This window comes from Lactiplantibacillus plajomi (assembly GCF_005405405.1).
GTDB classification, from domain to species: Bacteria; Bacillota; Bacilli; order Lactobacillales; family Lactobacillaceae; genus Lactiplantibacillus; species Lactiplantibacillus plajomi.
In genome coordinates this window covers 1-12,510 of the sequence record NZ_BJDZ01000012.1, presented here as the reverse complement: position 1 = coordinate 12,510, position 12,510 = coordinate 1, and the positions used below count along the sequence as shown (strand labels likewise).

The window sequence follows — 12,510 nt, the reverse complement described above, 5'->3', positions numbered from 1 at the left end:
TGTGTTCAGAATGGAATCGTACCAAGCCAACGACTAAAATGAGAAATTGGCTAAACTAAATCGGTAGGAACCTACCAAAAGAGCGATTTTTTGTGAAAACTTCAACCAAAATCTTGACCGGCGCCGCTTTACTCGCCGGAACTTTGTCCAGTACCTCACTGAACGCTTCAGCGGATACGACTAACCAAACGGTGGCTGACGCCAACGTTCAAACGACCCAAACTGTGACGGCGCCAGCAAGTAAGACAGTTACTGGTAGTGTACAAGCCACTAAAAAGTCGGCTTCATTGACTCCGACAACCACTACTGAATCCCATCAAGTAACGCCAGCTAAACCAACGACGCGGAAAGTAGTTCCGTTGAACGCAACGGCCTTAAACGACGCGGTGCAATCGCAAGTTGAAAAGGATCCTACCGCTCAAGCAGCTAAGCAGACGACGAACAAGATTCAGTCCCAACTTGACGCGGCAAAAAAGACCGATAGTGCGGCGCAACATGAATTAGCGCAACAAGAAGCCGCCTACCAAGCTGCCCATGACAAGCAACACCAAGCTGAACAAGACTTCACGGCTGCTAAGGATGCGCGGGACAAGGGCTATGACCATAAAGCCCAAGCTCAAAAGGACCAACAAACGGCTGAAAGTCAGGTCACGGACGCGTTAAATAAGTTACCAAAACAGCAAGCCGCCGTGAAAGATGCCGAACAGGCCCTGAATAAGGCCCAGGCAAACGCGGTTACGGAAGCTAACGATCCGCATACGGCTGACAAAGCAAAAATTGCTGATTTAAAGCACGCCGTTGCAAATGAACAAGTAATGGTGGCTGATGCGACCGCTAACGTCAACGCCGCCCAAAAGAAACTCGATGACGCCAACGCGGCAAAGGCGAAGTTACCAGCTGCTCAGAAGGCGTTAACAGACGCACAACGAGCCCAAGCCAACTTTGAATCCGAAAATCACGTTACCTTAGACCAGGCCAAAACAAACTATGAGGAGCAAACAAAAGTTACGAAGGCGGCAGCCGATAAAGTTGCGGATTTAAAAAATCAGTTAGCCAACATTACTGAAATTGGTGAACAAGTGAGTGCCCAATTCCCAATGGAGGAACAACCGGCCACACGGGCGGCATTGACTGGGACAGCTGATTCGGCTACTGCCGTTGAAGATTTGGCCACGTTACCAGATCGCTTACAAAAAGCAGAAGAGACACTTGCCGGTGAAACTGGTAAGGAAGAAATTCTTAAAGGAATCTACGATGACGCGCAAGCGTTAAACAACGCGGTTGATCAGGTAGACACGGCACTTAAAAATACCGAAGAAGTCGCAGACACCGCTACTAACGCTCAAGCAGCGTTGAAACAAGCTAACGATAATCTAGCAACGATAACTGCTGATTTAAATAAGAATCAAGCAAGTTTAACGCAAGCCCAAGCCAACCTTGATAACCTTGAAGGCGACAGCAACGCCGCCGTTGCCGAAGCCTTAATTGCGTTAGATCAAGCTAAGGACGCCTTGGCGAAAACGCAAGCGGACCTCACCGCTGCCAAGCAAGCCGGTGACGCTGCGGCTGCCGACGAAGCAACTGCCGACCAAGAAATTGCGAAAGCTGAAGCCGATTTTCGGGTGGCTAAGCAGGCCATTCGCGATTACCAAGATAAGGTTGCGGCGCTCAGTCCCGAAGTTGCTAAAGCTAAAACAACGGCGACTGCAACGGCCGCAACCGTTGCAAAATTAAGTGCTTCGTTAGAACAAGCGCAAGCAACGTTAGCACAAAAGCGCCAAGTTGTTTTGGCTCGTTTAACGGCCCAGCCAACACCAGCGCCAGGCAAGACCACTGACAACTCAACTACCCTTGGGACGACAACGTCGAGCACGTCAACCGATAATCCAACAACGCCTGACGGTTCAACACCAACACCGGAACCATGCCCAACGACCCCAGCCTCATCGGTTGATCAATCAGCCGGTGAAACTAACTCAACGGAAAGTCATCCAATTAATGATCACGGTGCAGCGAACACAACCGTAGTGCCCGTTGCAGCGGCCACGACCGCTGCAACTAGTGACGGCCATGCGGTAGACGCATCAGCTGGGAACCACGCTGTAACGTTACCACAAACTAATGAAAAGACGACCGGTGTCCTTAGCTTAATTGGCGCGTTAGTATTAGCCGTTGCCGGGATGTTCGGTTTTAACGCTAAAAAACGGGTGACTAAGTAAGTTAACTTAACTTAACTTAACGAATAGATAAATGTACAACCCTAATGAAAAACGCTAGTCAACAATCTTTGCTGACTAGCGTTTTTCTACTAAATTACGATTTTATTTGCTTGGCACTAATCCTAAGCGGGCGTCCAGGTGGTGAGCCGTCATCAGCTGGGCGTGACTGATCAGTTGGTCGTGATAGTCGTGACCGTCAACCTTAACGCTAGTGACGAAGTTGTTATGCTCGTGGTTATTTGCGGTGGTCAGTGTGAGGTCGTGACCATCGAGGTGGAGCGTAACCGCGTCAAAGGCTGGAATACCCAGCACGTATTCGGCGTTGGCCGGGCAAACCGGGTAGAAGCCGAGGCAGGCAAAGATGAACCAGCCGGCCATTGAGCCGTTGTCTTCATCGCCAGGGAAGCCTTCCGGACCGGCGTTAAATAGTTTCCGTAGTTGCTTGACGGTTACCTGCGTTTTTTCGGGGTGGCCACTGTAAGCAAAGAGGTACGGCAGGTGGAAGCTTGGTTGGTTGGAAATCGCCAACTGACCGTAGTCGACCGCCGCCATTTCCGCCATTTCGTGGATCACCATTTGGTAACCGCCGACGTGGTAACTCGGCTTGGTATTGCACAGTGCCGTAAGTTGGGCGTCGAAGCGGTCGGCACCGCCCAGTGCGACCATTAAACCGGGGATGTCGTGAAAGGCGCTGTAACTGTTTTGCCAAGCGCTACCCTCAGTGTAGTCACTGCCCCAGCGGTCGGGCACAAAGTCGGCTTTGAACTGACCATCGCTATTTTTGGGGCGGAGGAAACCACTATCGGCGTCTAGCAAGTTTAAGTAACGCTTAGATAACTGCCAATATTTTTCAGCAACGGCCGGCTGTTTAAGCGTGTCGGCAACTTGACCGATACAGTAATCGCTATACGAGTAGTCCTGGGTCCAGTTGACGCTTTCCGGATACTTATCGGCCGGAATATAGCCAAGCAGGTCGTAGTCGGCACTCCCTTGGCGACCGTAACGTTCGTTTGCCGCGGCCTTTGAATCGCTATCGCGCATGGCAGCTAACAGTTCGGGCATTAGTTGGGTGGCAATCCCCTTTTTTGCACATTCCGCAATGATCGAGTCAACTAAGTTCCCCGGCATCATGCCACGTTCGTCGGGTGCCAGCCAGCGTGGCAAAAAGCCAGTTTCCTGGTAGCTAGTTAGGAAGCCGCGCAGGAATTTCGGTAATAATTCTGGTGCCAGAATCGAGAATAAACTGTACACCGTTTTGGACGTGTCCCAAAAGCCGTTATTAGTATAGAGAACCCCGGCCTTAGCCGTTTGCGCCGTGGTGTCGTAGTGGACCGGCTGGTTATCGATATCCAGTTCGTAAAAGCGTTGCGGGAATAAGAAGAGCCGGTATAGGCACGTGTAGAACGTCTTGACAACGGCCGGATGGTGGTCGCGGACACTAACGCGGTTTAAGTAATCGTTCCAACTGTTGGCGCTTTCATTTTCGAGTGCTTCTAACGGTTGTTCCTGAATCCGGCTTAAGTTCAATTGGGCTTGCGCAGCGCTAACGTACGACGTGGTGAGGTAGCAGTCCAGTTGGGCGGCCTTGGTCGCAATCATGATTGTTAACCGTTGCCCCTGACCACTAGTCGCGGCGTGCCAATGATTGTCTTGATCATAAAAACCAGAATTTGCCACGTCAAGGTTGGGTACCGTTAATTCGACGTACATGGTGAGGTTCGGGTCCTCACCACCGTGGTAGTCGGATACGGCGAGTTTGATACCGGTATCGGTTAGCTTAAACTGCCCCTGGTCAGGAAGCTGGAGCGCAATCCCGTGGTGGGCGGTTTCTAACGTTGTGAACGTGTAGCGTAAGGCGGCCCCGTAAGTGGTTGGCACCAGCTTGGTGAAGACGTTGAAGTGGTCGTCGAAGACTTCCAGCCGGTGGGCGTTAAAGGTTGCTTCGGCTGGCCGGTAGTTACCGACGAGGTCGGGGCGCTTCGTTGGGTCTTCCCAGGCCGCCGCCGTCAGTAATAAGTGGCAGTAATCACCGATCCAGGGACTGGGTTGGTGAGTTAGGCGAATCCCTTCAAAGCGCGGACTGGCCGGTTGGAAGAACCAGGCGCCGGCCGCACCGTTAGTTTGGACGCTAAAATAGTTCATGCCGAAAGGAACGCCGACGTACGGTAAGCAGTTACCGTGTGAGCGTTCCGGCGTGTTGGCAGTACCTTGGCGAATATCAATATCAGTGATTTGCAAGATTCAATCCTCCCGATGGTTTAAATTAAGTGGTTGAGTTGAGTGACGTTGAATGAGTTGAACTGGAAGGCGAACGACACTAGCTTCCTTAGGATTGCTAAGCAGGAGCTCGACAGCTCGTTCGCCCATGCCCTTGAAATCCTGGGCAATCGTGGTCAGGGACGGGAACGTTAGGCTAGCGGCTTGAATATTATCAAAGCCGACGATCGATAGCCGTTCCCAAATGGTCGGGTCCAGTGCCCGCAGGCTGTTCATCAAGTTAATGGCGACCAAGTCATTTTCAACCACGATGGCAGTAATGTGACGCTGCTTTAAGTAGATCAACCAGGCTTCGGGCGTGAAGTGTCCGAGTTCCGGTAGGTCGTGCATGGTGGCAGCCGGCGCCAAGTTGGCTTGGTGCAGGGCTTTAAGGTAACCAAAGTAGCGGTCGTAAACCGAGCTTGGTAGGACCGGTTGGGCACTCGCATAAAATAGAATGTGTTGGTGCTTTAAATCGATTAAATGCTGGGTGGCCAACTGCCCGCCGTTGAAGTTATCGGCGGTGACGACCGGGACTTCTAACTCGGGGAATAACTTATCAAGCAGGACGACCGGAATGCGCTCGAGCTTCAAACGGTAGACTAATTCGGCTTCTTGGTACAAGTCTTGCGGCAAGTAGATGATCCCAGAATACTTGTGCCGAATCTCCGTCATTGATAAGCGGGCGAAACTATGGGTGTCCATCGTTACCGCTTGGTAGTGGTGACGATTGGCGGCGATGCTGACGCCGGACGCGTAGTCGCCCAGACCGGCATCGGTCGGGAAGGGCAGGACGAACAGCAGTTGCTTATTGGGCGTTAACTGGTTGTTCGGTTGGACGAAGCTCCCACTACCCTGCTTACGATAAATTAGACCACGGCTTTCCAACTCAGTCAGGGCCCGCTTGGATGTGATGCGACTAACCCCGTAAGTGTCGGCCAACTGCAATTCGGTCGGTAATTGTTCGTTGGGTTGCAGCGTCCCCGACACGATCTGCTCTTTTAACTGTTTATAAATAGTAAGGTAACGTGGTTCTGACTTTGGCATGGCGAGGTCCTTTCTCTCGGGTTAAGTTATTATTTAATATATCATTTTTACGAAAAAAAGGGAAGATTAAGTTGTATTTGATATAGACAACCGGGGTAGCCATGGTATAATTATGGAAAATGATATATCAAATATGAGGTGACAAAATGACGACTAATTACGTTGATCCACAAGTTCAAGGCTTTGTTTCTAAAGTTGACCAGCTCAGTCAACCGCTCGACCCCAAGTTTGGGACGGTCTTTCAAAAAACGTTCTTAAATACCTTGGAAACGACGATTTCCGATGACGAAAATGGCTACGCTTTCATTTTAACGGGGGATATTCCGGCCATGTGGCAACGTGATTCGACCGCCCAAGTGCGGCCGTACCTCGTCTTAGCCCACGAACAACCGAAAATTGCTGATTTGATTACGCGGGTCGTTCAACGCCAGTTCTTCAACATGGCGATCGACCCCTACGCAAACGCCTTTAATGAAACCGCTAACAGTCACGGTCACCAAACTGACCAAACGGAGATGGGCCCGTGGATCTGGGAACGTAAATTTGAAATTGATTCCCTATGTTACCCGGTACAACTCGCTTACCTACTTTATAAAAATACCGGCGTGACCGCGCAGTTTGATGATAACTTCGTAGCGGGGGTCAAGAAATTGTTGACGACCTTTGAAGTTGAACAACACCACGCGACCTCGCCATACCGCTTTATTCGAACGATTGACCGGCCGGAAGATACCTTGGTTCGCGATGGTCGCGGAACACCGGTTGCCGATACCGGCATGATCTGGTCCGGTTTTCGACCGAGTGACGACGCCTGTGAATACGGCTACCTAGTGCCGGCGAACATGTTTGCGGTCGTAATTCTTGGTTACTTACAGACGATTTTCAGTAGCGTACTCGACGATCCGGAAATTGTTGCGCGTGCTAAGCGCCTGCAGACGACCGTCCGTGACGGAATCGAAACGTACGGCTACACGACTAACGCGAACGGCGACAAGGTTTACGCCTATGAAGTCGACGGTTTAGGCAACGCCAAGTTAATGGATGACGGAAACGTCCCGAGCCTCCTCAGTGCGCCGTACTTGGGCTACTGCGACTTGCAGGACGCCAATTACCAACGGACCCGCCAAACCTTACTGAGTCCGGAAAATCCCTACTATTATAGCGGAACTTTAGCGGCTGGTCAGGGGAGTCCCCACACGCCGGAAAATTATATCTGGCCGATTGCGATTGCCATGGAAGGTCTGACGACTAGTAGTCGCGACCACCAGTTGGCCGCTCTGCAGACGTTGATCAAGACAACCGGTGGCACCGACTTAATGCACGAATCGTTCCACGTTGATGATGACCATCAGTTTACCCGCGAATGGTTCTCTTGGGCCAACATGATGTATTGCGAATTATTGCTGACGACACTAGGTTTTAAAATTGAAAGGTAGCTAATTATGACAAAGAAAAAAGTCTTTATTATTTCCCACAGTCACTGGGACCGCGAATGGTACATGCCGTTTGAACAACACCACATGCGCTTGGTGACCCTGATCGACAACTTATTGGATATTTTTAAGAACGACCCCGACTTCGATAGTTTCCACTTAGACGGTCAAATGATTGCGCTGGACGACTACCTAGAAGTTCGGCCAGAACGGAAACCCGAATTAGCCGCGGCGATTCAAGCCGGCAAACTCCGAATCGGACCGTTTTACATTTTACAAGACGATTTCCTGATCAGCCCGGAATCCAACGTCCGTAACATGATCGTTGGTCGCGACCAGGCCCGTGAATACGGCCAGGAAGTGCCACTGGGCTACTTCCCGGACACCTTCGGGAACATGGGCCAGACGCCGCAAATGATGAAGTTAGCCAACTTACACACGGCGGCGTTCGGCCGCGGGGTCACCCCAACCGGCTTCAATAACCAGGTCAGTGACGCCGACTACGAGTCCCAATACTCCGAAATGTGGTGGCAGGGGCCCGACGGTTCAAAAATCTTAGGGCTACTCTTTGCCAACTGGTACAGTAACGGGAACGAAATTCCGGTCGACCGCAAACAAGCTAAGGCTTTCTGGGATCAAAAATTAGCCGACGCGGAAAGGTTCGCTTCGACGGATAACTTACTAATGATGAACGGGGTCGACCACCAGCCGGTTCAAAAAGACGTGACCGAAGCAATCAAGGTTGCTAACGAACTTTACCCGGACTACGAATTTATTCATACTAACTTTACTGATTATTTAAAGACGCTCAGCGCGGACTTGCCGAAGGATATGAGTACCATCCACGGCGAACTAACCAGTCAGGAAACCGACGGCTGGTACACGTTAGCCAACACGTCGTCTAGTCGGGTTTATTTGAAGCAGGAAAATACCAAGACGGAACGCTTGTTGGAAAACCAGGCTGAACCGTTAGCAACGATGGCCTACCCGGCGAACGCTTACCCGCACGACCGCTTGCGTTACGCGTGGAAATTATTGATGCAAAATCACCCGCATGACAGTATTTGTGGCTGTTCGGTCGACGCGGTTCACCGCGAAATGCTGACCCGCTTTGCGAAGTCGCAGGAAGTGGCCCGGTTTGTCGCGAAGGACGCCTTAGAAACGTTGGCGGCAAAGGTCACCACCACCGGCTTTGGTTCGGCGGCGAAGCCGTTTATCGTCGTTAACACGACCGGTTTTGCGAAGTCCGGTACCGCCCAAGTGACGGTCGAATGGGATCGGCGAGCCTTTAGCGAAGCCGGCACGATTCAGGAACAACGCGCGGACTTGGAACGCGAATTAGCGGACATGCCGGAGTTAACCGTAGTTGATTCCAGTGGTCAGCAAGTGCCGTTCCGGGTTGTCGACCGCAACATCGAGTTCCACTACGACTTACCGAAGGACCGCTTCCGGGTGGCCTACCAGTCGATCGAACTGGTCTTGGCCGTTAACGTTGCGGAGCTACCGGCGTTCGGCTGGCAAGCACTGGCCGTTCAGCCGGCCACAGCCGCGGTGACTCCGGTTGCAGCACCGGATGCGGACGACCGTACCATTAGCAACCGGTGGCTCAAGGTCCAAGTTGAAGCCGATGGTAGCTTAACGGTTACGAACCGTGAGACCGGTCGGACTTATCAGCAGATGCTGGTCTTTGAAGACACCGGTGACATGGGGAACGAATACATTTACCGGCAAACGGCGGATAACCAGGCGCTACTTTCGACCGACTTCCCAAGCCGGGTGCGCCTCGTCCACAACGACGCGGTGGGTAGTGAATTAGAACTGACGAACTATTTGGAAGTCCCGGTTAGTGCGGATGACCAACTGGCTAAGGAAACCCACGGGGTTGTCGACATTACCCAACGGACGGCTAAGCGTTCTACGACCTTAGCGCCGTTGACGATTACGACCCGGATTCGGTTGACACCGAATAGCCGCCAGTTGTTGTTCGAATCACAGTTAAATAATCAAATGAAGGATCACCGTGTCCGGGTACGCTTCACGACCAACTTGGATACGACGACCAACGCCACCGACGCGATTTACGAAACGGTGACCCGCCCGAACCGGCCAGCTAAGACTTGGCAAAACCCAACTAACCCGCAACACCAGCAAACCTTTACCAGCTTGTTTGACGCGGATAACGGGGTCACGGTCGGTAACTTTGGCTTAAACGAATACGAAATTTTACCGGATGATAACACGATTGCGGTAACCTTACTGCGCTGTGTGGGCGAAATGGGCGACTGGGGCTACTTTGCTACGCCGGAAGCCCAGTGCCAAGGCGAATTTACGTTCCATTATAGTTTGGAATTGACCGACGGCAGCCATGCCCAGCGGGTTGCCAGTTACCAGCGGGCACAAACGGTCCAAGTACCGTTTAGCGTTCAACAAACGGGCGTTCATGGTGGCGCACTGCCGGAAACAGGCCACTATTTGACGACGACTACGCCGGCCTTTGCCATTACGAGTGTTAAACGGGCGAACGAGTCGACCGGGGTCACGGTCCGGGGGTACAACCTTGGCCACCACGCCGAAGATTTACACGTTGACTTCAAGGGTGAAACACCGCAAGTGGTCAACTTCTTTGAGGAACCGCTCGACATTGCCGCTGACCAACTAGCGCCGGCAGAAATCAAGACGCTGCTCTATCCAGATGCGGAGGCGAAGTAGATGGCAACTTTAGCACTCGTTGATATTGGTGGGACGACCATCAAGTTTGCCCTTTGGCAGGATCACCAGTTGAAGAACCACCACGCCGTTAAGACGCCGGCAACTAAGGAAGCGTTCATGACCTTATTAACGGATGAGGTTGAAAAGATGAAGGCGCAGGCACCGATTACGGGCGTTGGCATCAGCTCACCGGGAGCAGTCAACAAGACGACCGGGGTCATTGAAGGGGCCAGTGCGATTCCATACATTCATAACTTCCCGATTCAAGCTGAATTGGAGAGCCGCTTCGGCTTACCGGTTAGTTTAGAAAACGACGCGAACTGTGCGGCCTTAGCCGAATTGGATGGTGGCGCTGCTGAGGGTGTGACCAGCCTAGCGTTCCTGGTGATTGGGACCGGTGTCGGCGGTGCGTTGATTTTCAACGGCCAGGTTTGGCACGGTGCCCACTTATTCGGTGGCGAGTTTGGGTACACGAAAATTAACGACTACGGGACGTTGAGCGAACTGGGAACCGTTCCGAACGCGATCCGGCGCTATCAAGCGGCGACTGGTCGGACTGGGGCGATGAGCGGTCAAGAGCTCTACGCCTTAGCGGCCAAGGCCGATTTGGACGCACAGCGTGAATTAAATACGATGTACGCGGCGCTTGCCCAGGGCATCTTTAACCTCCAATACAGTTTTGACCCGGAAAAAATCGTGCTCGGTGGCGGGGTTTCAAATAACCCACAGTTGATTCCGGGAATTGAAAAAGCACTGGAAGCCATTTATCAGCAAGTCGAGATTGCGACGATTAAGCCGCGGTTAACGCTTTGTCACTATACTGACGAAGCCAATCTGCGTGGTGCGGCGGTCGACTTTGAACAGTCAATAACGAAAGCGGGGTAAGAAAACGATGGTAACTTTTCCAAAGGACTTTATTTGGGGTGCAGCGACGTCCGGACCCCAAACGGAAGGTAACTTCCATAAACAGCACCAAAACGTCTTTGACTACTGGTTTGCAACGGAACCGGATGCCTTTGATAGTGGCGTTGGGCCGGACACGGCGTCGAACTTTTATAACGACTACGACCACGATTTGGAATTGATGGCGCAAGCCGGAATCAAGGGGCTGCGGACGTCGATTCAATGGACCCGCTTAATTGACGATTTCGAAACGGCTAGTTTGAACGCGGACGGGGTGGCCTTCTATAACCGGGTCATCGATAGCATGTTGGCACACCACATTAAGCCGTACATCAACTTGCACCATTTCGACTTACCGGTTGAACTGTACGATCGTTACGGCGGTTGGGAGTCCAAACACGTTGTCGACCTATTTGTGAAGTTTGCCGAACAGTGTTTCAAACTGTTCGGTGACCGGGTCGACGACTGGTTTACGTTCAATGAACCGAAAGTGGTGGTTGACGGTCAGTACCTCTATGGTTGGCACTATCCGTGCTTAAAGGACGGCCCGAAAGCGGTCCAAGTCGCGTATAACATGAACTTGGCGTCGGCCAAAGTTATTGCGGCCTTTCGGCAGTTGTGTCCGGGTCACGATAAAAAAATCGGTATTATCATTAATTTAACCCCGGCTTACGCTGCGTCGGATGATCCGGCCGACCAAGCCGCGGCGAAGTTCGCCGAGTTATGGTCGAACAACTTATTCCTGGATCCGGCCGTTCTGGGTCACTTCCCGGCTGAGTTGGAAACGGTCCTGAAACGTGATGGCGTGCTTTGGGATGCGACACCGGAAGAAGCGACAATTATTGCGGCCAACACGGTCGACTACCTGGGTGTGAACTACTACCACCCGTTCCGCGTGCAGCGACCGGATATTAGCCCGAAGAGCCTCCAGCCGTGGTTCCCGGACATCTACTTTAAGGACTACGCGATGCCTGGACGCGTGATGAACGTGGACCGCGGTTGGGAAATTTATCCGCAGGCGATGACCGACATTGCGAACAACATTCGCGAGAACTACCATAATATCCCGTGGTTCATTTCAGAAAACGGGATGGGGGTTGCGGGTGAAGAACGTTTTCTTAATGATGACGGGGTCGTTCAGGACGATTACCGGATCAACTTTATGAAGGACCACCTGACCGCGTTAGCGAAGGGCATCGATGCCGGTTCCAACTGTTTAGGTTACTTTGTTTGGAGCGGGATCGATTGCTGGTCGTGGAACCACGCCTACCATAACCGCTACGGTCTGATTCGCGACGATATCCACACGCAGACTAAGACGTTGAAAAAGTCGGCGGGCTGGTTTAAGCAGCTGAGTGATAGTAACCAATTTGATAATTAGAACTGAATGAATTGAAGGGGAAGTCGTGACGATGGTCGCGACTTCTTTTTGTTTACGGATGATAACGTTAAAACGGGTGCTCAGGGTAGCCAAAATTTGGCACCCGTCTTTTTGAAATAAAAGGTTGACGGTTGCTGAAATTATTGGTAAATTAGTAAACGCTGCTGCAACGACAGGAACGGGTTAACTTAATAATTCCAGTTATCAAAATTAATTTTAATTAATTGTTGACAGATAGTTTAGGAATTGATAAGATAGTTTTTGTTGTCGCAAAGGCAATGATGATTTCTAAGTTGAGTTGCTTCTTGAAAAAAAGATGTTGACATAAAATAACTTAGATGTTATGATAATTAAGTTGCGTTAAGGAATTAACGTTACGAATTAGACCTTTGAAAACTGAACAAAGTTTCGACGAATCAAATGTGTAGGGTCTCTTGATCTTGAATCAAGAGCAAACATTTGCGAAGTCAATTCGCTAGCAAATAAATTTTTGAACAACTTTAAATGAGCTTTTTAGAACTCATCATTAATTTGAGAGTTTGATCCTGGCTCAGGACGAACG

Annotated in this window: 7 protein-coding genes; 5 read left to right on the top strand and 2 right to left on the bottom strand. The window is 51.3% G+C overall.

All coding sequences use genetic code 11. The features are described 5' to 3' along the window. Positions 1-92 precede the first annotated feature (92 nt). Entirely contained in the window at positions 93-2,219 is a 2,127-nt protein-coding gene (locus FFM82_RS06510; protein WP_137645057.1) for an LPXTG cell wall anchor domain-containing protein, read from the top strand. A 102-nt stretch (positions 2,220-2,321) separates the two neighbouring features. Here the strand turns inward: FFM82_RS06510 and FFM82_RS06505 are convergent, their stop codons facing one another. Then, positions 2,322-4,457, bottom strand: coding sequence for a GH92 family glycosyl hydrolase (locus FFM82_RS06505; protein ID WP_137645056.1), 2,136 nt, complete (start codon positions 4,455-4,457; stop codon positions 2,322-2,324). Positions 4,458-4,460: 3 nt separating this feature from the next. Then, entirely contained in the window at positions 4,461-5,522 is a 1,062-nt protein-coding gene (locus FFM82_RS06500) for a GntR family transcriptional regulator (protein WP_137645055.1), read from the bottom strand. Between the two features lie 146 nt (positions 5,523-5,668). Between FFM82_RS06500 and FFM82_RS06495 the strand changes: the two genes are divergently transcribed. From FFM82_RS06495 to FFM82_RS06480, 4 genes are read left to right on the top strand one after another with little or no spacing between them, the layout of a single operon-like run. After that, positions 5,669-6,958 carry a glycoside hydrolase family 125 protein gene (locus tag FFM82_RS06495; protein WP_137645054.1) on the top strand — a complete coding sequence of 430 codons (1,290 nt, stop codon included), beginning with the start codon at positions 5,669-5,671 and terminating at the stop codon, positions 6,956-6,958. A 6-nt stretch (positions 6,959-6,964) separates the two neighbouring features. After that, entirely contained in the window at positions 6,965-9,664 is a 2,700-nt protein-coding gene (locus FFM82_RS06490) for an alpha-mannosidase (RefSeq protein ID WP_137645053.1), read from the top strand. Next, on the top strand, positions 9,665-10,549 hold the full coding sequence (locus FFM82_RS06485; RefSeq protein ID WP_137645052.1) for an ROK family protein: 885 nt from the start codon (positions 9,665-9,667) through the stop codon (positions 10,547-10,549). A gap of 7 nt (positions 10,550-10,556) precedes the next feature. Continuing rightward, a complete protein-coding gene (locus FFM82_RS06480) occupies positions 10,557-11,948 on the top strand; it encodes a glycoside hydrolase family 1 protein (protein WP_137645051.1) in 1,392 nt (463 codons plus the stop codon). Positions 11,949-12,510: the final 562 nt, after the last annotated feature.

What these genes read in the sequence shown, in the direction of transcription:
- FFM82_RS06500 (WP_137645055.1), bottom strand. Translation starts at nt 5,522, where the DNA reads ATGCCAAAGTCAGAACCACGTTACCTTACTATTTATAAACAGTTAAAA.
- FFM82_RS06495 (WP_137645054.1), top strand. Translation starts at nt 5,669, where the DNA reads ATGACGACTAATTACGTTGATCCACAAGTTCAAGGCTTTGTTTCTAAA.
- FFM82_RS06490 (WP_137645053.1), top strand. Translation starts at nt 6,965, where the DNA reads ATGACAAAGAAAAAAGTCTTTATTATTTCCCACAGTCACTGGGACCGC.
- FFM82_RS06485 (WP_137645052.1), top strand. Translation starts at nt 9,665, where the DNA reads ATGGCAACTTTAGCACTCGTTGATATTGGTGGGACGACCATCAAGTTT.
- FFM82_RS06480 (WP_137645051.1), top strand. Translation starts at nt 10,557, where the DNA reads ATGGTAACTTTTCCAAAGGACTTTATTTGGGGTGCAGCGACGTCCGGA.